We start from the raw sequence: 18750 nt of genomic DNA, 5'->3' as shown, positions 1-18750 counted from the left end.
TCGCTAAACTTACTCGGAAAAGTCGGTAACTCACGATCGATTTTCGCGACGAACAATTACTGGTTTGGGCTGTCTGCAGGCGATATCCTACGAAAACTACAAAGGCGGGAAAGAGCTTGACGTTGCCCTGCCCATTAGCGAAGCATCTTAATTTAGTCCAAAGCGATCCCTGTAAAAGCCCGGTGTAACTCCCAGCCGCTTTTGAAAAGCGCGGTGTAAGGAGTGGAAACTGCCAAAGCCAGAACGCTCAGCAATGCGAGCCAAAGGCCAATCAGATGTCTCAAGCAACATCTTTGCTCGGTTAATCCTGGCATCTTCTACAAATTGTGCTGGCGTCGTACCTGTCTCCCTTCGGAACGAGCGTGAAAAGGTCCGTTCCGACATCCCTATCCTTGACGCAAGTGCAGGACCTGAAAGGTCACCCGTTGGATCGGCCAGAATTTCATTCATTAAACTACGCAGGCGTGGCTCTGCTACGAGCGGTGTGGCAAGTCCGTGGTTGAACTGAGCTTGCCCGCCCGCCCTGCGCATAAACAGAACCAACTGCCGAGATACAGACAGGGCTGTTTGCGCCCCGCAATCATCCTCAACCAGTGCCAGACACAAGTCGATTCCCGCTGTAATGCCGGCGGACGTGTAAACCGGTGGCTCAGCAACGAAGATAGCATCTGGCTCAACCTCAATTTCAGGCCGCAGTTCCCTAAGCAAATCCACTGAATTCCAGTGCGTCGTCGCGCGTTTTCCATCAAGGAAGCCGCCCGCTGCAAGCACGAAAGCCCCAGTGCATACACTGGCGAGGCGACGTGTCCTAGAGGCGCGGGATGTAAGCCAGTTAATCAGGTTGGTCTCAAAGATGGCCTTGCGTATCCCGTCTTCGCTGCCTCCCGCGATGATAAGTGTGTCGATTTCCCCGGGCAAGGCTTCGAGGGCAACGGCATCACCCAAACGTATGCCTCCGGCTGAACTACAGCTCAAAGACCCGCCTTTTGGGGAGGCGAGGATGAGCTCGTAAGGCGGAACGTGCTGAGGTCTATACATATTCGCTGCGGCAAATACCTCCATCGGGCCGACCACATCCAAGGCCTGCACCCCGTCATAGCCGATAAAGGCAATCCGCCTGGTTATTTCTCTTTGTGTCCGCATTGGCCGAATATGCGATAAGTTTTACATTTCCGCCAGACGTATTTCGGCGATAGGTTGCCTCCAACTTCATCTGTTTTGGATTCCTCTTATGCGCGATCTTTTCCGGAAAGCCTGCCTTCTACCGTTCATGATCCTCTTTACGCATGTGACTGCTGCGTTAGCCGAGCCAATTCAACTTCCTCCAGTTAAAGCCGGGCGCGCTCGCCCCATTGTGGCCATCGTCGCAGACAATGCGGGTACGGAGACGACAGATCTAATGGTGCCTTACGGTATTTTGAAAACTGCTGAGGTTGCCGATGTTATCATCGTTTCCTCTAACGCGGGCAAAGTCAGTCTGATGCCCGCTCTCACTGTTGAGCCCGATTTAACGATGGATGTCTTCGACAGGATTCACCCTGAAGGCGCTGATCTTGTTATTGTGCCTGCGATGCATGACAACAAAAACGAAACCATTGTAGGTTGGGTCCGTGCGCAGGCGAATAAAGGGGCTTTCGTCGGTGCTATCTGCGAGGGTGCATGGATCGCGGCGCGCGCAGGTCTGTTGGACGGACGACACGCAACCACGCACTGGTACGCATTCGACAAGATCTCGACCAAGTTTCCAAAGACGCAATGGGTTCGAGACAGGCGGTATGTTGTCGATGCAAACGTAATGACGACTACCGGCGTAAGCGCTTCGATCCCGGCGACCCTGGCACTAGTGGAGGCAATCGGGGGACGCGCAAAGGCGAAAGCAACAGCAGCCCAATTCGGCTTTGCGAATTGGAATGCAACCCATGATTCCGAACGATTTCATTTGAAGGCTGGGAATGTCGGCTTGGTTATTGCGAATTATCTGTCCTTTTGGGAGCATGAAACGCTTGCTATTCCAGTCACTGATGGCTTTGACGAAATCGCCCTTGCCCTCAGTGCCGACGCCTGGTCGAGAACATACCGTTCACAAGCGATCACTGTCTCTGCAAAGAGCAATGTCGCGTCCAAGCACGGCCTCACACTGGTGCCAGATAAACTATTGAAAACATACAATAGTCGCTCTTATTTGGATCAGGCAGGAATTTCGGCGCTGTCTCTCGACCTAACACTTCAAAAAATTGCTGCGCGCTACGGTCAGAAAACCGCTGACCTTGTAAGTTTGCAAATTGAATATGCAGGTGGTGAATAGCACTTACCTGTCATATCTGGGACCAATTAAACTGGGCCAAAATCAAGACATTTGGGGATGCCCTGAACTCAGCGTGAGTTGGAAGAAGGCCAGATCTCCCTGCTACGCCTGAAATTTGGCAGCATCCTCCTTACTATGCTTTCCCCTATCCCGGCATGGCGCAAATGGACAGTCAGTCTTCGGTGCTCCCTCACCTTATCTGAAGCCATATTGCTGACGTGCAACCAAAGCTTGTTGTCTTGCAACAACTCGATTCAAGGTCTGTATTTATGATGCCTGGGCAAGAATCGCACAGGAGAAAAGTTATGAAGCTCTACTACGCGCCCGGCGTATGCTCGATGGCCGCCCATATTGTTGCAAACGAAGCGGATATTCTGCTGGAATTGATAAAAGTTGATATTCGCAGCGAGCCACACCGCGTCGCGGACGGACGTAACCTCAAGCAGTTGAACGAAAAGTGCGTAGTGCCGGTATTGGAACTGGATGATGGCCGCATACTAACGGAAGGTGTCGCCATCCTTCACTTCCTTGCAGATCAAAAGCCGGACGCGATGCTGAAGCCGGAGCGGGATGGTTTCGACCACTATCGTCTGCACGAATGGTTGACGTTTATCAGCTCCGAACTCCACAAGACCTTCAGTCCTTGGCTTTTTCATCCGGAATATGGTGTGGATGCGGCAAATGTCGCAAAAGAGAGACTCCTGGAACGGTTCGACTTCCTCGACCGTCATCTTGCTTCAGCAAAATTTCTCGTCGGTGACCGTTTCAGCATCGCCGATGCTTATTGCTTCACAATCATAAACTGGTCGGAAGGGCGGGGGATCGATCTTGGAAGGTGGCCAAATCTTATGCATTACATGTCAATCGTAATGAGTCGTCCTGCAGTTAGAATAACGATGCAGGCCGAAGGCCTGAGCAAATAGTGTAACACAATCTTTAACCGCAGCCTGGAGAGGGAGATACTCTCCGGGGGCCTCATCAGTTGTCTAAATTGCTTCACGTTGCATGTCCCTAGCCACTTTAGCCACCTGCCTCCCAGATGCTCGAGAATGGTATCCACTGCTTGGGCCTCACCTGCAGCTGTCGCAACTCCAAGCGCAAGAAACGGGTGTCGCAAGTTTTCCAATGCTGTCAAGGCTGGGGCGTGCCAACCAACGGAGCGAATATCATGCATCGGATGACTGAGCCTGCTATTTTGTATTTCGGAACTCCTGTGGCCCTGATTGGGACCGTAAATGAAAGCGGAACATAACATCGCGCCCATGTCTTCCATCTTCTGGCTCGCATGGCGGGGTATTCTCGGACTCGCGGGAAACTCGAAAACAACCGAGAACCTTCGACTGGCACGGTCTTGCACTATCAATTTGCCATCGGTTGTCCAAGCCGACGCTGTTGATCGGCTTGCGCTTACGACAGGAACGGAACCCGTGCCTGAGCGCAAAACGTCGCGCGGTTATCGGCATGTAGCCGACAAATTCAACATCGCAGGGCTCACACCGAGGAAGGCGGAAACCATCGCTGCGCCACGTGTGTTGGAGTGCCCCATCCAGCTTGAGGCGGTGGTGGAAGCTGTTCATGAAATCGCCGAGGGAGACGAACGCTTGAAAGGTGGTGCCATGACTTTTGAAGTGAGGGTCCAGCGGGTTCATGCCGAGGAGGATATCCTCGTGGCGGGAAACCCTAATAGGATTGACCCCGATAAATGGCGTCCTCTCATCATGAGCTTTCAGAAATTCTATGGCCTCGGCGCCCAGGTGCATCCTTCAACGCTGGCTGAGGTCCCCGAAGCCAAGTATCGCAGCCCGGATGTTGATCGCGCGCGCCAACTGATAACTGCCGCAAAAGTCAATTGGCCGGAGCGTCCTTCGGTCGAAACCCAATCCACAAAGTAGGCGTGATCGCAAAGTGACGCACTATTCCGGCGGACGATGATGGTCCCCCGCCTCGGACTGGAACTGTTCACATTATGGTGGCATGTCAGTAAAGCGCAAATGTACGGAAAGGATTGCCCAGTCTTTCCTCCAGAGGCGAGCGACTTGGCTCTGATGATTTTCATGGCAACCCCGGTACCAAATGGATTCCATCCCTTTCCGGTTTGAATATTATCTGGGGCGCCTTGTTTCACCACAGACATCTCGAATGCACTGGCGTAGCCAGCGATGTGCGGGATCTGCATCGAACCTTGGATGCCACAACAATGAAATTGTGATTTCCTGGGTTTCAAAAGGTAGATCAAAACTATACATTCCGGCGCGCAGTTCGCCCGTATATCGCTCGGGCACGCAGGCGATCATGTCGCTATTACGTGCGAGAGCGAGCGCCTCGGAAAAGCTCGTGACGACCGTTCCTACATCTCGAGCCAATCCTACAGCCGCCATGGCAGTGTCCAGCGGTCCCGTATGGCTTTCGCGCCGAGCGATCAGAATATGACGACCCGCACAAAATTCTGATGGAGTTGGTTGACTTCCGGAAAACCGATGCCCCATTCGCACAACACCGACAAAGCGGTCGCGGAACAAAGCCTGTGCCTTCACTTCCGCGCCTACGCCGTCGCCAACGACACCTGTTTCCAAGTCGATCTCACCGTTTCGCAGCGGCGCGCTTTCCTTGCTAGGCTTCGGCATGAAGCGAATGCGAACGCCAGGGGCGTCTTGTGCAATCCTGGCAAGAACGGCCGCCCCGAACGTTTCAACGAAGCCCTCCCGGTTCCTGAAGGTGAATGTCCGGACAAGATTATGGAGGTCCAGCATCTCTGCTGGGCGTAGGACGGCTTCAACATCCTGCACGAGCGTGTTGACACGGTCTCTCAGTTCGAGCGCTCGCGGTGTGGGTACAAGACCACGACCTGCCCGCACCAACAGCGGGTCGCCGGTTGTCTCACGAAGTCGCGCCAAAGCTCGGCTCATGGCTGATGGACTGAGTTGCAAACGCCTGGCAGCACGCGCCACGTTGCATTCGGCCAGCAAAACATCAAGCGTAATGAGAAGGTTGAAATCGGGTCGCTGCATATCTCTTTGATACCATATCATGGCGCCGTACGCACGGTTCCAGTGCAAACGCTGCGCCTTCCGCCTTCTTACAGGGTGTTTATCTTCCAGTGCAATCAACCCGAACTAAGAAGATCAACTATGAGCGCTCCGCTAAACTCACAAGCCGTCAATCGAAATGGCTCTCGCGCAAACCGTCCGCGCCTTGCAGGGGCGCTGGCTGGTCTTTCCTTATCCATGCTCCTTTCATCGCTTGGAACGAGTATCGCCAACGTCGCGCTACCGATACTCTCTGACACGTTTGCGGCACCATTCCATGAAGTCCAATGGATTGTTCTCGCCTATCTCTTGGCCATCACCACGCTGATCGTAAGCGCTGGACGATTGGGAGACATTGCTGGACGCAAACGATTGCTGTTGTCGGGGGTCGCGATTTTTACCGGAGCATCGATGCTCTGCGGCCTGGCACCGTCACTTTGGTTTTTGATCGCTGCCCGGACATTACAGGGCATCGGCGCGGCAGCCATGATGGCCCTTACGATTGCCGTCGTTAGTGCTACCGTGCCAAAAGAAAGATCTGGCCGGGCGATGGGATTGTTAGGAACCATGTCGGCAATCGGCACGGCGCTCGGTCCCTCTCTAGGCGGCCTTCTCATAAGCAGGCTCGGCTGGAGCTTTATCTTTATGCTCAATATACCGGTCGGTGTAGCTGCTTTCGTTCTCGTCTTGTATTCTCTACCCCCGGATCCGCTGGTTGAACGCCAGGCTCGAGTGCGCCTGGATGCCATCGGCACCTTCCTGCTGGCGGGGACACTTACTGCCTACTGCCTTGCTATGACGTTAGGTGACAGTCATTGGGGGAGATTAAATGCGGTTCTGCTGGCTGCGACTTGCCTCGGCGCCGGCGTCTTTACGATCGTCGAAGCCAGGACTGGCTCGCCACTGATCAGACCCTCAGCCCTTCGCGACATAAGCTTGACAGCCAGTCTCGTAGCAAATGCGTTCGTTTCTACCGTGATGATGGCAACCCTGGTCGTCGGGCCTTTTTATCTTGCGCGAGCGCTGCATCTCGACGAGACGCAGGTTGGCTTGATAATGGCGATGGGGCCGGTAATATCTATCGTCTTCGGCATCGTTGCTGGTCGGCTGGTCGATCGTTTCGGCGCTGCGTCAATCGCTATGATCGGTCTTGCTGCGATGGCGGCAGGTGCAGTGGCATTGACAATACTTCCACCTAGTTTTGGAGTTCTTGGCTATATCGTGGCCATCGCTATTCTTACACCGGGTTATCAACTGTTCCAGACCTCAAACAATACCTCTGTGATGGCGGATGTTCCGTCAGACAGTCGAGGTGTGATATCCGGGATGCTGACTCTGTCCCGTAATCTCGGTCTGATCTCCGGTGTATCGGTGATGGGTGCCATATTCGCTGCCACAACTGGCGGCAGCAGTATGGCGGTCGTTACGCCCGCGACAACCACTTTTGGAATGCAGGTGACATTTTCTTTCGCCGCAGCCCTGATCGTTAGTGCTATCGGGCTTGTCTTCATGGCGAGGATAAACAAGCAGAAACACTCGGTGTCGCAGGTCAGGTTGTGACGGGTCGTTGCCTTAGTCAATAACTAAACCCATCGATGGAAAACATGGCATCCTTTCCAGTCATCACTTAAGCCGATGCAACAAACTTCTTCGATGCAACGGGTTCCTTTATAAAAGTTGATCTTAAGCTTGTTAAAACTCTGCGGTATCACCGGGTCGCGTAGGTGCCTAGCTCACCTTGGTCGCGTCGGTGGGAACAGTGGAACGATCTCCCTCAAGAAGCGCACGACGGGCAATCAAGCCGGCGCCAACATGATCGAAAAATGCCCGTACGCGTCCCGTAGTGCGCAGGTCTTTATGCGTGATCAACCAGAGTTCTCGTGTGAGTTCCGCGAGCGGTTCCTGAACACGTTCGATATCGGGTTCGGGATCGCCAAGATAGCAAGGCAGCAAGGCGAGCCCCAAACCCGCTTTCACAGCCATGAGTTGGCTGATGAGGCTACTCGTTCGGTAGGCGAAGGCCCGCGGTGAGACATTGTCGGTCAACCACATCGACGCAGCCGCGACGGAACCGCCGTCCCAACCTATCACGACGTGGCTTGATAGAGACTCGACATTCGCAGGCTTTCCCCGTTCCGAGAGGTAGCCACTGCTGCCGTAGAAGGTCCAAGGCGTCGATGCGATCTTGCGCCCGAACAGCTCGCCCTCATGCGGGCGCGTGGCGCGAATAGCGATGTCCGCCTCTCGACGCAGCAGATCGAGCTGCCTGTTATCAACGAGCAGTTCCAGTTCGATGCCGTCATGCTTGCGGCGGAAATCGGCCAATATTTCATTGAGGATGCGATAGGCAAGCGTTTCTGACGACGTGATCCTGAGTTTGCCGACGAGCCTCTCGTCCTGTCCAATGATGGACCGGTCCAAAGTCATTATTTCTGCTTCGAGCCGCTCGGCGGCCATGATCATCTGCGCACCAGCATCCGTCGGGACGTAGCGGTTCGTCGTCCGGTCAAATAGCTTGACGCCACGACGCTCTTCCAGCGCATTTAGCCACCGGAAGACGGTAGAGTGGTCATTGCCCAGGTCTTTTGCAGCGCCCACAAGCGAACCCGCTCTTCCGATCGCCAGTACGATTTTGAATTCGTTCCAGTCTTTCACACCTTGCCACCTCGCAGGAATTCAGGGCTTTCGGATTTATTTGATTGCAAAACGGCAAGTTGGATTTCGAATTACCGGACGGCCATTAAAGGCTGCGGATCATAAACTGAGCTGCAAAAAGCGTCTTGTAGCAATTTTGCAATCCGCCCTTGCCGAAATGAAAATCGAAAATGAGCTGCGATAGGCTCCATTGCCTTTCGGCAACGCTCGCTTGCCAAACCACAAGGAGCGTCACGGGTTCAATCTCCCTATCATGCCGCTGTCAACGATTTAAGCAGTGCCCCATTCAACGGGCGGTGACCCAGGTAATGGTGGAGTGCGGCAAGCATGACGTGGTTTTTGCTGATAATTTCGGGAATTCTTGATGTCGGTTGGGCCGTCAGCGTGAAGATGGCTTCTGGCTATAGCCGTCCGGGTTGGTCCGTCCTTTCCTTAGCATTGCTTGCAGCCTTCATCTTCTGCCTTGGTAAGTCGCTGCAGACCCTGCCGCTGGGTACGGCCTATGCCGTCTGGACAGGTATCGGCGCAGTCGGGTCGGTGCTCGTCGGTATCGTTGTCTTTCGTGAACCGGCTACAGCGGTCCGGTTATTCTGGCTTGCATTTACCCTCACAGGGATCCTCGGCCTCAAGCTTTCAGGCAGTTGACCAACGCACTGCCACTTACGTTTATCTATAAAGGAATGAAACATGCCTAAGCTCAACGCGGATCCTAATTTCGCTTTTTCCAAGCAGGAGGAGTTGAAAGCCTTTCGCGATATGCTCCTGATCCGCCGTTTCGAAGAGCGATGCGGTCAGATGTACGGCGAGGGTTTGATCGCAGGGTTTTGTCACCTTTACATTGGGCAGGAGGCCGTGGTGGTGGGCATGCAAATGACGATAGGTGAAGGTGATCAGGTCATCACAGCCTATCGCGACCATGGCCACGCATTGATGGCGGGCATGGACCCCAAAGTCGTGATGGCGGAACTGACGGGCCGCATGTCAGGCGCTTCGAAGGGTAAAGGCGGCTCCATGCACATCTTCGACCGTGAAAAAGGTTTCTACGGTGGTCACGGCATCGTGGGCGCCCAGGTTTCGCTCGGTACTGGCGTGGCATTTGCGAACAAATATCGCGGCAATGACCGCGTGTGTCTGACCTATTTCGGAGACGGTGCGTCGAACCAGGGGCAGGTCTATGAAAGCTTCAACATGGCAAAGGTTTGGGGGTTGCCAGCAATCTACATCATCGAGAACAATCATTACGGCATGGGCACGAGCGTAGAGCGCGCCTCTGCCAATCTCAACCTTTCTGAGCGCGGCCTCTCCCTTAATATTCCGGGCGTACAGGTAGACGCCATGGATGTTCGCGCCGTTCGAGCGGCGGGCGCCAAGGCGGTCGAACACGCGCGCGCGGGTAACGGGCCGATGATCCTCGAAATGCTGACCTACCGGTATCGCGGCCATTCAATGTCGGATCCGGCCAAGTACCGGTCTCGCGAGGAGGTCGACAAGGTCAAGAACGACAACGACCCGATCAATCGTTCACGCACCCGCATCCTTGAAGAGGGGCATGCCAACGATGACGATATGAGGCTGATCGAGAAGGAGATTAAGGAAATCGTCGCCGAGTCGGTCGATTTCGCAAAGACCAGTCCGCTGCCCGACGCAGCCGAGCTCTATACCGATGTCTACTTGTGAAACACGGACAAACCCGTTCGGCGCAACCTCGCCTAAGATCAAGAAAAAAGGGAGTTACCCATTTGAGCATGCAACTGTACACCTTCTGGCGGTCCAATGCCGCATTTAGAGTTCGTGTCGCGCTTGCCCTGAAAAAGCTTGCCGTTGAGGAAATCGAGGTCGATATCCTGTCCGGTAAGCAGTTCGATCCTGACTATGCTGACGTGAATGCGGGACATGCCGTGCCGGCTTTCGTGCACGACGGGAATGTCATGTTTCAGTCGCTGGCCATCATAGAGTATCTCGATGACATTCAGACAGAGCCTCGGCTTATTCCCGCGGATGCAAAGGAGCGTGCGTATGCTCGAGCCCTTGCACTTGTAGCGGCGGCTGATGCTCATCCGCTTGTCGTGCCGCGCGTGCGGAAATATCTGACAACACAGTTGGGCGCGAACGATGCGACGGTAAAGTCCTGGTGCAGCCACTGGGCCTCCGAAGGGATTGCGACCTACGAGCGTCTTCTGACCCGTCGCCCTCCGACGCCATTTGCACTTGGTGAAACGCCATCGATTGCCGACATATGCATCGCCGGTCAGATCGTGACGGCGGACCTCTACAAACAGGATCTTAGCGCGTTTCCACGTGTCGAAGCCCTGGGAAAAAGATGTTTTGACCTCCCGGAATTCGCTGCCGCTCACCCCTTCCAGCATCCAGATTACCGGGAGATTTAAGATAAGGATGCAGATGCTATTCCGGTCCGTGGGACGAGATGCCTGTTTACGAATAAACGATCAAGAAAATGCGTCGACACTCCCGAAACAAACAGCCGCGGCGACGTTCTTCACGCTTCGCCCGGGCAATAAATGCACTCCAATCCGTCAAGCAAGGACGACCGTGACTTGCCGACGGTTTCGTCAAGGCTTCCATGAGCTCCTGGGCGGCGTCAATCAAAAGATGCCGTTGCCTTACGGATGTACAAAATGCGGCCTTGACGCGCCATTACGGTTCTTCTCAAGCCTCTTGTGAAAGGCATTGTTCAAGAGAAGATGCTAGCTGTACTCCAAAAAAACGTCAGCCAGGAATATTCGACCTTCGGGATATCCTCGACACAGCACAAACAGGAACGCCGCATTTTGTTCCTAGGTTTGTCAGTGCCAGCCACAGTGTTCCAATGACGAAGCACTGCCGAAAAAGAGTCAACAGGACGAGGCGGAAGCACACCGCCATCGTCCGCGTTGTTCGTTAGTTCGCCCGCCGAATTATCCGTTTGGAACATTACGGTTCGGATGAAATTCTCATCAGACTTACAGAGCGGCGCGCTGAGCTTTATCGCCAGCTTGCAAGAAGGCGAGCAATCGCGTCGTAAAGTGATCGGGCGAATCAGCGTTTGAGATGTGAGCTGCGCCCTGGATGACGGTTACTTCGCTATTTGGGGTCTGCATGGCCATGTGATGACTGAGCTCTGGTGGTGACATTCTGTCAATGCTTCCAGCAATGAACAAGATAGGCATAGAAAGTTCCCGAAGGCGAGATGAGACATCGAACGTAGTGATACCGCGAGCGACCTGAGCAAGAGACCCACCGTCTGAGGTCGCCGCGATACCGTGCCAAACTTGGTATGTGCGTATTCCCTCTGGCGTTGCCTGAAAAGACGGTGAAACCGAAACAAGCCAGTTCTGTTCTAGCCTTGCTTCTGGACCATTGGCTTGTTCGAAAACCGATGCCCATCCCTCGGCCATTGCTTTAAATTCGGGCGTATCCGTCTTATAAAAACTGTTTGCCACGACGAGCCGTCGTATCCTGGATGGCTGTCGAAGCGCGAGCTCTAGCGCGACCATTCCGCCCAACGAGAGGCCGACGACATCCAGATCATCGACGCCCAGATAGGCGAGCAAACGTTGTGTGTCGTCGGCGATATCCGCGACGCTGAACGGGCTGGACAGTCGAGCAGAAGCACCGTGACCGGCATGATCGGGAACTATCGTACGATAGCCGGCTTCGACAAGTGCGGGAATTTGCGGTCCCCAGGCTCGGCCGGAATTGCTGATGCCGTGCAGCAGCAGAACCGGCCTGCCCTTTCCGAACTCCATGAAGTAATTGCGGCGACCCTGTGACTCATAATAAGCCATGATATTGCTCCTTTCGGCCAGTTCGAAGATACGAGATGGATGTGAGGATGGAAGCAGATGTCGCTCCCAAAAAGGGGCGAGGCTCCAACCGAGAGATGACAACGCGACAGATTGCTCGGAAGGCTGTGAAGGCCCCCCCACAGCAATACCTTCCCGACCCTGCAAAGGCGTTCTCAAGCCCGCAGTTGCGATAGCGCCGATACGGGCAATGCCGCGCGGGAGCGCGGCAGGTATTCAGCTGAGAAAAGGAGACATTGTACGCTCGTTCGTCCGGATTTCGAGGAGGTAATCTCATTTATCTCTACGTAGAGATAATATGTCTTGACGTCAAGACATATTTCGCCGTTCAAGGAGCGATTGTTCGTTTTCGTGCAGAGCTGAGACGGTGGGGGTGCGGATAAAAGATTGGACCGTTTCATAAGTTCAGGCCGAGACTTTTACGATACTCGACCGGGTTGAGTGATCCCGACATTATTTTGATGCGCCTCTCATCGTACTATCGGATGTAGGTGTCCACCTCGGCGACGAACGATCGATCGTGATGGCCTTCCAGTCTCGTGGATAGAGGGCTCTGGTTTCAGGCGGCCGAAACGCTCGGCATTTAGGAAGCTAAAAGCAAATCAAGCGAACGACGCCCCATGTCCTTCGTTTTTGTCCAGCCTTCAGTGCCGGCTTAAGGCGAGCGCTGGAGGCTGGATTGGCAACGGCATAAGTTCCACGGCCGCCGGCATTCTGTCTTTCGATTATGCGTTTCTCGTAACGATGCGTGCTGCTTCGGCCAAAACGGCTTCCTGATCAGCCACGGAACCACGTGCCTTGCCGAGATAGGCCGCGACGACGATCGGAGAACGATTGGGTGGGAAGATCACCCCGATATCGTTGGTTGCTATTCCCTCCCACGTCCCGGGCTTGTTCGCGATCCGCCAGCCCGCCGGCAAACCAGCCCGCAAGCGCTGTGCGGCCGCGTCTCTGGACGCCATCATCCACCCTGTCAGGTACGCCCGCGACTTCGGTGACAGAGCGGAGCCCAGTATGATGCGTTGCAGTGTGCCCACCATCCCCCGCGGCGACGTCGTGTCGTGTGTTTCTCCGGGCTTGACGATATTGAGAGTCAGTTCGGTCTTGTCGATACGAGTCGTTTGATCACCGATTGAGCGCAGATAGGCGGTCAATGCAGAAGGTCCGCCGAAGCTGGACAGAAGCAGGTTTGCCGCGGTGCTATCGCTGACCACCGCCGCCGCTTCGCAGAGTTCTTCGATAGTCATGCCATCGGTAATGTGCGGTTTGGTCGCCTTGAACGGAATAATCAGGTCCTTTTCCCCGAAGAAGATTCGTCGATCTAATTTCTCCTCTCCGCGATCAACGCGAGCGAGTGTGAACGCGATAGCGAGAGCCTTGAATGTGCTGCAAAGCGCGAAGCGTTCATCAAGACGGTTCTCAATTATCTGGCCGGTCGCGGTGTCCAGGACCGCGACCCCAAGATGACCACCACTGCCGAGTTTGAGCTCTTTGAGCTGCATTTCAACAATGGCTTTGCTGCTAGCGGCCCAAGCACTCCGCTCCAGCGACCAACATGCTGCAACCAGGGGGGGGTAAGGCATAGAGTTCGTCGTGTTATCCACAGGAATACTGAGCCTTAGCTTTTCATGAGTTATCGAACTGTACGGCAGTCATGGCGCTCTTAAGACAAGAAGATTTTTTTGTTGCGCCACAACACTCGCGCTTACAAATGCGAGATGGCAGGAGAATCAGGATCACCATCGGTTTGTATAAGCGCTTGAGAGCCGGCTCACGCGTGAGTCACCGCTTTAAGCGACAACAGGTTTGTGAACTAGAACTTCAATTTAAAGGGTCATCTGGAAGGGCGTGGGAATCTGCGTCATTTCCCGTATTTCAAGTGCATGAGCGGATAAGGCCTTCCCTGCCCGTCAAGCGGTGACCGGCCCGTACTTCGAAATCCCATTTTTTTATAAAAGCCGATCGCTTGACCATTCTGCTCATTGACGTCGGTTGTCATCTCAGGATGAAGTGATAGACCGTGGCGCACCAGAGCTGCGCCAATTCCAGTTCCCCGACACGCTGGATCGACAAACAGCGCCTCCATGTGGCCGTTGTCAATCAGCATGAAGGCTAGCGGGTAGTCGTCAGCGTTGACCGCGATCCACAGCGGAGCCTGGGGTAGAAAATCACGAACCATCTCTTCAATTTCATGGCGATCCTGAGGTGAAAGAAAGTCATGGGTCGCGTCTACCGCTGCCCGCCAAATTTCCACCACTCGTTCGTTTTCGTCGGGGTTAGACCATCTAATTTTGATCACGACGCCACCTCTGTTGTTTCTCGGCAAAAGTGAATATTGCCGAACACTAAAACGCTGCAAGCAGCCCATTGAGTAGCAATGCGGCCGTCAGCGTTGCGAACCGGTTCGAAAACCGATTTCCTGCCCGAACGACAGCTCTAGCGTGTTGCCATCCGGGTCGGAGATATACGTCCAGAGGCCGACCGGCGGCCCGCTGTCGCGCGGGGCAGACCGCAAGATGCCGCGACGCTCAGCCTCAGCGGCAAGACGCAACACATCGTCCGGCGTGGCACAGGCGATGCCGATATGCCCGAAGGGTCCGAGTGGCGTATCATCTAACTTCCTAGATGCAACTAGGACAAGTGCGAAGGGACGCAAGCCATCGGCCATCCAGGCGACCTCTTGGATATCGCCGCCTGCGGTTCGACGATGAATCACCTCAAGGTCGGCGAATTCCCGATAGAAGTTGATGCTCTTATCCAGGTCGCCCACGACGATTGCTACGTGAGACAGGCCGAGATCAGTTTCAGGTGACTGGACCATGTTCGATTCTCCTTTGCTCTCAATTCTGGATCATTGAAAAATTGAATGGAAATTGATATTCAATATTCTCGCTATGCACGATTCGAATAATATTCATCCATCCGATTTGGGCTTGCTGCCTGTTCTCGAGGCACTCCTCGAGGAGCGCCATGTCTCCCGCGCAGCTTTGCGGCTCAACCGTTCACAGCCAGCGGTTAGTCACGCCCTGGCACGGCTGAGAGATATTTTTGACGATCCGCTGCTGGTGAGAGCCGAAGGTGGCCTGCAACCCACAGCGCGGGCGCTTCAACTTGCAGAGCCGCTCGGCGAAGCCCTTGCGCTGATGCGTTCCCTTGTCAATCAAACATCATTCGACATGGAGCAGTGTAACAGCCATTTCCGCCTTTCCCTGTCGGATTATGGAGCTGCAATCCTCCTTCCTGCTCTCGTCTCACGGCTCCGAAAGTCGGCCCCGTCAGTGGACCTGTCTATCGTGTCGTATGGTCGAGAGCGCGCCCTCGCCGCGCTTTTGGACGGGGAGATCGATATGGCCATTGGCGTTTACCCCAAGCTGGAGCACCTCAGGGATCTCAAAAACGTGGTGCTCTTCGAAGAGACATTCGCCTGCCTCTTCGACCACTCGGCTGGAAGCAAAGCATTATCTCTTAAAGACTATCTTGCGCGTCCGCATATCCGAGTGAGTGTTGCGCTGCAGGATAACAGCGAGGTCGATGAAGCGCTTTCTCGTCTTGGCCACAAGCGCCGCATAGCAGTCCAAATTCCGCACTGGTCTGCTGCGCCCGACCTCGTTCGTGAAAGCGATCTTGTGCTGACCGCAGCAAGCCGCAGCATCGAAGGTTTGAGCGGTGGAAGCCTCCAATGTGGCGAACTGCCTTTCCAGCTTAACAAATTTCCATTCGTTCAGACGTGGCACCGGCGCCGTGAAAAGGATGCAGCGCATCGATGGCTGCGGGAGGAAATCGCTGCTATAGCCGTTAAGCAAATATAGGCTCGAGACTAGTATCCCACTGTGAGCGTCAAGTTGAGGCCGTTCAGGCGTAAGCGCGGATTTCCATGCACCTTTTGTCATTGAGAGTAATGCGCCAGCTTTTTTCTCAAAGGCCCTTTTGGCGAACGGGTTCCCGCCGATAACCCGATATTTCCACCTGTAAATTATGCCGGGATAATTTCCCGGGGAAGATTCCTGTGACCGCCTCCGCCCGCCAACATGCCAAGACGCGGAGCTAAGGATAACTGATGCACGTTCATTCTTCATAGGCGACCGCATAGGTCCCGTCTGCTGTACGCACTATATGTCCAAAAGCGGATTCGCCCAGATGCATTCCTGCGATGAGCAGACGCTCCGAACTGGCAAGGTCCAACAACCTCGTCCGTGTTTCAGCGGCAAGTTGTGCATCCTGATCGAAAGCAATCGATACATCAGGGCGCGGAATCTGAATCTCAGGGAAATGGACAATATCTCCCCAGACCAGCAGATCTTGACCGCCGGATTCGAGACGGTAGCCGGTGTGCCCGACGGTGTGGCCCAGAAGCGGAACCGCCGTCATGCCGGCAAACACCTCTCCGGCATCGAAGGTGCGTAATCGCGCGCGATAGCCATCGAACGCTTGGCGTACCAAAAGGAAGTTGCCACGGGCGCGCTCAGGCGCGCGACTTAAATTGCCATCATCTTCCCAAAAAGCGACTTCCCGATGGTGAACGACCAATTCGGCGTTCGCGAAGACGGCTTCGCCTGAAGCGTTCATCAGCCCGCCGATATGATCGGGATGGGCGTGCGTCAACAAGATCGCATCGATTTCGGAAGGCTGGATGCCAGCGCGCAACAAATTGGCGGTTAATCGACCGCCCCATTGCTTGAAACCGCCTGCTCCTGCGTCGATCAAGAAGGTACGGCCGCCTGCGCGAACAATGTAACAGTTGATATGAATCGACGTATAATCCCTTATCCCGGCATTTTCCTGTATGCGACAGGCATGGTCCGGATCGATATTCGCAAGAAAGTCGAAACTGGCATGAAGATAGCCATCGCTGACGGCGATGATTGTTAGATCACCGATCTGTTGGCTGGGTAATACAAAATTAGACATTGGTTTTCTCCTGCATCCGCTCAATTTCGTGCGTGAATGCTCAATGCTTCATAGCCAAAGCAGCGAATGCGCGCGATGAGGCCAGTGTTGCGCCTTATGGCGTCGTCCAGTCCACCCATAAACTCCGCCATGACTGGCGGCGTCCGAAATGCCTCAAGCCGATATTGGATTTCTACGAAGGCGGGGTGCCCCGGCCATGACCGACAGCGACATAGATAATATGTACGTTCGCCAATGCTGCGTGGAGAATGCCGGTGCAGAGTTCAGTGCATTGCTCCGTAAGGTCTGCGAGCGCCTCGTCCGGCGGCATCTTGTCTGCCGGAATATAGATCGTGACATTCGGCATTGGGGCCTACCGGGCTTTCGCAGACGTCGCATCGTCCTTTGTCAACTGCGGCGTCATCGGCGCATAGACTTGGACGCCTTCCGGCAAATGCCCGATATCAAGCACATTGTCGCGCTCCACTTTGGCGAGCCAGCGGTGTTCCGGAACCTTCTCCATAGCGACCGCGTGCATCGCATGTGAAATAAGACCAAGCCCGATCAGCAGTTCAGGCCCTGTTGCGCTTAACGCCAGATATTCGCCTTCACCAATGGCCGGCGCACGGTCGATACCACCGTAGAGGTTCCGGTGCCAGTCGGTGATGTGCTGTTGCCAGCGTGCGAAATTGCCGCCGCCCTTCTGGCGGTATTCCTCACCCGTGAGAATATCGAAGCCATCAATGGAATGAAGGGCAAGATAAACAGGGCAACCGCGGCTCAAAGACCTGAAACGCTGCGACGTATGAAAACCGGTTACGGAAATAAGGGCTGACAGCTTGTCCAGGCTGTAAAAGTCGTTCCATTCCACTTCGCTGGCCGGATCGGCAAAGCTGCATTCTACCGTATAGATCATCACACCACCTTCCACCGGAAGTTTGGAGTGTCCGGCCTTGTTTATTATTGATATTTCCTCATGTTAGACCGGTGATCTCGGTTCATATATCGAATACTGATCATGCTTCAGTGACATAACATCAATGTGGCGGCGAATCCAATGCCGCCCACCTTCTCAGGAACCGCCATGCGCCGCAAGATTCCCAGCAATTCCGCACTCATGGCGTTCGAGGCTGCGGCGCGTCATGGTAGCTTCGCTCGCGCAGCCGACGAACTGGCTCTCACCGAAGGAGCGATCAGCCGCCAGATCGGTCGACTGGAAGCTTTCCTTGGCGTCATGCTGTTCGAGAGGGTCGGCAATCGTGTGCGGCTTTTGCCGAGCGGAGAGCGGTATGCGGCTCAGGTTCGCGAGACGCTCGATCGGCTTGAGCGTGACAGTCAATATCTGATGGGGCAGCCCAGCGATTGCGCGAGCCTCGACATCGCGACCATCCCGACATTTGCCGTGCGCTGGCTTATTCCCCGGTTAGCGCGGTTTCGAAAGATGCAGCCAAACATCACCGTCCATCTCACTGAGCGGATGGAGCCCTTTGTGCTTGCCGAAAGCGGTTTCGATGCTGCGATCCATTTCGAGCATCCTGCCTGGACGGGAATGAGAACGCACCGCCTGCTGCATGAGACGTTGGTACCTGTTTGCCATCCAGGGCTTCTCGATGGGGGTGAAGGGGCGGTATCCCTGGATGAACTGCCTCGCCTTCATCGACGCCAGAACCCGGACGCCTGGCAACGATATGCGCAAGAAACCGGGATCGCGCTGACCAATCCTGCGATTGGCGCCCGTTATGATCTTCACTCCATGCAAATCGAAGCCGCTTTAGCCGGCCTCGGCGTTGCACTCGTACCGCGCCTCTATGTCGAAACCGAATTGGCTGAAGGTCGCCTTGTTGCGCCTTGGCCAGACGGCAAGTCGATCTCCAAGACCTTCTGCCTGGTGCTTCCGGAGCCGATCCGATTGAGTGAAGGGCCTATCCAGATGTTCGCGAACTGGCTGATGGAGGAAACGCGCCGTCATAGTCCAAGCTTCGATTAACATACTGCCAAGTTTGGAAATCGACTTAATACAAGAAGGCTACCCGCGCCAAACGCTGAGCAGATTACGTTCAAGCGGCGCGGACGG

Annotated in this window: 20 protein-coding genes and 1 pseudogene; 9 read left to right on the top strand and 12 right to left on the bottom strand. The window is 54.8% G+C overall.

What is annotated here, in order from left to right; all coding sequences use genetic code 11:
* Nucleotides 1-147 precede the first annotated feature (147 nt).
* The gene (locus Q2T52_RS25405) at nt 148-1143 is read right to left on the bottom strand and encodes a GlxA family transcriptional regulator (protein WP_302079724.1); all 996 of its coding nucleotides are present in this window, start codon (nt 1141-1143) and stop codon (nt 148-150) included.
* Between the two features lie 88 nt (nt 1144-1231).
* On the opposite strand from Q2T52_RS25405, the gene Q2T52_RS25400 reads away from it, so the two are divergent.
* From Q2T52_RS25400 to Q2T52_RS25390, 3 genes are all read left to right on the top strand, one after another.
* Nucleotides 1232-2305: a DJ-1/PfpI family protein gene (locus Q2T52_RS25400; protein WP_302079723.1), complete on the top strand. Its 1074-nt coding sequence runs from the start codon at nt 1232-1234 to the stop codon at nt 2303-2305.
* Nucleotides 2306-2610: 305 nt separating this feature from the next.
* Nucleotides 2611-3228: a glutathione binding-like protein gene (locus tag Q2T52_RS25395; protein ID WP_302079722.1), complete on the top strand. Its 618-nt coding sequence runs from the start codon at nt 2611-2613 to the stop codon at nt 3226-3228.
* A gap of 312 nt (nt 3229-3540) precedes the next feature.
* Complete coding sequence (locus Q2T52_RS25390; RefSeq protein ID WP_367187370.1) at nt 3541-4197, top strand: flavin reductase family protein; 657 nt, start codon at nt 3541-3543, stop codon at nt 4195-4197.
* Between the two features lie 210 nt (nt 4198-4407).
* Here Q2T52_RS25390 and Q2T52_RS25385 read toward each other — a convergent pair whose 3' ends face one another.
* Entirely contained in the window at nt 4408-5313 is a 906-nt protein-coding gene (locus Q2T52_RS25385) for a LysR family transcriptional regulator (RefSeq protein WP_302079721.1), read from the bottom strand.
* A 120-nt stretch (nt 5314-5433) separates the two neighbouring features.
* On the opposite strand from Q2T52_RS25385, the gene Q2T52_RS25380 reads away from it, so the two are divergent.
* A complete protein-coding gene (locus Q2T52_RS25380) occupies nt 5434-6891 on the top strand; it encodes an MFS transporter (RefSeq protein ID WP_302079720.1) in 1458 nt (485 codons plus the stop codon).
* Between the two features lie 168 nt (nt 6892-7059).
* Here the strand turns inward: Q2T52_RS25380 and Q2T52_RS25375 are convergent, their stop codons facing one another.
* Entirely contained in the window at nt 7060-7986 is a 927-nt protein-coding gene (locus Q2T52_RS25375; RefSeq protein WP_302079719.1) for a LysR family transcriptional regulator, read from the bottom strand.
* Nucleotides 7987-8071: 85 nt separating this feature from the next.
* Nucleotides 8072-8221: a hypothetical protein gene (locus Q2T52_RS25370; RefSeq protein WP_302079718.1), complete on the bottom strand. Its 150-nt coding sequence runs from the start codon at nt 8219-8221 to the stop codon at nt 8072-8074.
* A gap of 92 nt (nt 8222-8313) precedes the next feature.
* On the opposite strand from Q2T52_RS25370, the gene Q2T52_RS25365 reads away from it, so the two are divergent.
* From Q2T52_RS25365 to maiA, 3 genes are all read left to right on the top strand, one after another.
* Entirely contained in the window at nt 8314-8631 is a 318-nt protein-coding gene (locus Q2T52_RS25365; RefSeq protein WP_302079717.1) for a DMT family transporter, read from the top strand.
* Between the two features lie 42 nt (nt 8632-8673).
* Nucleotides 8674-9663, top strand: coding sequence for a pyruvate dehydrogenase (acetyl-transferring) E1 component subunit alpha (pdhA, locus tag Q2T52_RS25360; RefSeq protein ID WP_367187369.1), 990 nt, complete (start codon nt 8674-8676; stop codon nt 9661-9663).
* Between the two features lie 68 nt (nt 9664-9731).
* Nucleotides 9732-10373: a maleylacetoacetate isomerase gene (gene maiA / locus Q2T52_RS25355; RefSeq protein WP_302079777.1), complete on the top strand. Its 642-nt coding sequence runs from the start codon at nt 9732-9734 to the stop codon at nt 10371-10373.
* Between the two features lie 573 nt (nt 10374-10946).
* Here maiA and Q2T52_RS25350 read toward each other — a convergent pair.
* From Q2T52_RS25350 to Q2T52_RS25330, 5 genes and pseudogenes are all read right to left on the bottom strand, one after another.
* Entirely contained in the window at nt 10947-11771 is an 825-nt protein-coding gene (locus Q2T52_RS25350) for an alpha/beta fold hydrolase (protein WP_302079716.1), read from the bottom strand.
* 415 nt (nt 11772-12186) lie between these two features.
* A pseudogene (locus Q2T52_RS25345) lies at nt 12187-12361 on the bottom strand (IS3 family transposase); the annotation flags it as partial.
* A 153-nt stretch (nt 12362-12514) separates the two neighbouring features.
* Nucleotides 12515-13291 carry a class A beta-lactamase gene (gene bla, locus Q2T52_RS25340; RefSeq protein ID WP_302079715.1) on the bottom strand — a complete coding sequence of 259 codons (777 nt, stop codon included), beginning with the start codon at nt 13289-13291 and terminating at the stop codon, nt 12515-12517.
* Nucleotides 13292-13650: 359 nt separating this feature from the next.
* Nucleotides 13651-14088: an acetyltransferase gene (locus Q2T52_RS25335; RefSeq protein ID WP_302079714.1), complete on the bottom strand. Its 438-nt coding sequence runs from the start codon at nt 14086-14088 to the stop codon at nt 13651-13653.
* Nucleotides 14089-14175: 87 nt separating this feature from the next.
* Nucleotides 14176-14610: a VOC family protein gene (locus Q2T52_RS25330; RefSeq protein WP_302079713.1), complete on the bottom strand. Its 435-nt coding sequence runs from the start codon at nt 14608-14610 to the stop codon at nt 14176-14178.
* A 52-nt stretch (nt 14611-14662) separates the two neighbouring features.
* Here Q2T52_RS25330 and Q2T52_RS25325 point away from each other — a divergent pair, with 52 nt between their 5' ends.
* On the top strand, nt 14663-15598 hold the full coding sequence (locus Q2T52_RS25325; protein WP_302079712.1) for a LysR family transcriptional regulator: 936 nt from the start codon (nt 14663-14665) through the stop codon (nt 15596-15598).
* 256 nt (nt 15599-15854) lie between these two features.
* Here the strand turns inward: Q2T52_RS25325 and Q2T52_RS25320 are convergent, their stop codons facing one another.
* The 3 genes from Q2T52_RS25320 to Q2T52_RS25310 form a co-directional block, all read right to left on the bottom strand.
* Nucleotides 15855-16697, bottom strand: a complete 843-nt coding sequence (locus Q2T52_RS25320; RefSeq protein WP_302079711.1) for an MBL fold metallo-hydrolase — start codon at nt 16695-16697, stop codon at nt 15855-15857.
* 172 nt (nt 16698-16869) lie between these two features.
* Entirely contained in the window at nt 16870-17043 is a 174-nt protein-coding gene (locus Q2T52_RS25315) for a hypothetical protein (RefSeq protein WP_302079710.1), read from the bottom strand.
* Nucleotides 17044-17049: 6 nt separating this feature from the next.
* The gene (locus Q2T52_RS25310) at nt 17050-17592 is read right to left on the bottom strand and encodes a sugar ABC transporter (RefSeq protein ID WP_302079709.1); all 543 of its coding nucleotides are present in this window, start codon (nt 17590-17592) and stop codon (nt 17050-17052) included.
* Between the two features lie 168 nt (nt 17593-17760).
* Between Q2T52_RS25310 and Q2T52_RS25305 the strand changes: the two genes are divergently transcribed.
* A complete protein-coding gene (locus tag Q2T52_RS25305; RefSeq protein ID WP_302079708.1) occupies nt 17761-18663 on the top strand; it encodes a LysR substrate-binding domain-containing protein in 903 nt (300 codons plus the stop codon).
* Nucleotides 18664-18750: the final 87 nt, after the last annotated feature.

The organism is Rhizobium oryzicola (assembly GCF_030504645.1).
GTDB classification, from domain to species: domain Bacteria; phylum Pseudomonadota; class Alphaproteobacteria; order Rhizobiales; family Rhizobiaceae; genus Neorhizobium; species Neorhizobium oryzicola.
Note: the sequence above shows the minus strand (reverse complement) of the source record. Positions and strands in the feature narration are given on the sequence as shown.

Excerpts from the sequence above, each read along its gene's own strand:
- Q2T52_RS25405 (WP_302079724.1), bottom strand. The coding sequence starts at position 1,143 with ATGCGGACACAAAGAGAAATAACCAGGCGGATTGCCTTTATCGGCTAT.
- Q2T52_RS25400 (WP_302079723.1), top strand. The coding sequence starts at position 1,232 with ATGCGCGATCTTTTCCGGAAAGCCTGCCTTCTACCGTTCATGATCCTC.
- Q2T52_RS25395 (WP_302079722.1), top strand. The coding sequence starts at position 2,611 with ATGAAGCTCTACTACGCGCCCGGCGTATGCTCGATGGCCGCCCATATT.
- Q2T52_RS25390 (WP_367187370.1), top strand. The coding sequence starts at position 3,541 with ATGAAAGCGGAACATAACATCGCGCCCATGTCTTCCATCTTCTGGCTC.
- Q2T52_RS25385 (WP_302079721.1), bottom strand. The coding sequence starts at position 5,313 with ATGCAGCGACCCGATTTCAACCTTCTCATTACGCTTGATGTTTTGCTG.
- Q2T52_RS25380 (WP_302079720.1), top strand. The coding sequence starts at position 5,434 with ATGAGCGCTCCGCTAAACTCACAAGCCGTCAATCGAAATGGCTCTCGC.
- Q2T52_RS25365 (WP_302079717.1), top strand. The coding sequence starts at position 8,314 with ATGACGTGGTTTTTGCTGATAATTTCGGGAATTCTTGATGTCGGTTGG.
- pdhA (WP_367187369.1), top strand. The coding sequence starts at position 8,674 with ATGCCTAAGCTCAACGCGGATCCTAATTTCGCTTTTTCCAAGCAGGAG.
- maiA (WP_302079777.1), top strand. The coding sequence starts at position 9,732 with ATGCAACTGTACACCTTCTGGCGGTCCAATGCCGCATTTAGAGTTCGT.
- Q2T52_RS25350 (WP_302079716.1), bottom strand. The coding sequence starts at position 11,771 with ATGGCTTATTATGAGTCACAGGGTCGCCGCAATTACTTCATGGAGTTC.
- bla (WP_302079715.1), bottom strand. The coding sequence starts at position 13,291 with ATGCAGCTCAAAGAGCTCAAACTCGGCAGTGGTGGTCATCTTGGGGTC.
- Q2T52_RS25330 (WP_302079713.1), bottom strand. The coding sequence starts at position 14,610 with ATGGTCCAGTCACCTGAAACTGATCTCGGCCTGTCTCACGTAGCAATC.
- Q2T52_RS25320 (WP_302079711.1), bottom strand. The coding sequence starts at position 16,697 with ATGTCTAATTTTGTATTACCCAGCCAACAGATCGGTGATCTAACAATC.
- Q2T52_RS25315 (WP_302079710.1), bottom strand. The coding sequence starts at position 17,043 with ATGCCGAATGTCACGATCTATATTCCGGCAGACAAGATGCCGCCGGAC.
- Q2T52_RS25310 (WP_302079709.1), bottom strand. The coding sequence starts at position 17,592 with ATGATCTATACGGTAGAATGCAGCTTTGCCGATCCGGCCAGCGAAGTG.
- Q2T52_RS25305 (WP_302079708.1), top strand. The coding sequence starts at position 17,761 with ATGCGCCGCAAGATTCCCAGCAATTCCGCACTCATGGCGTTCGAGGCT.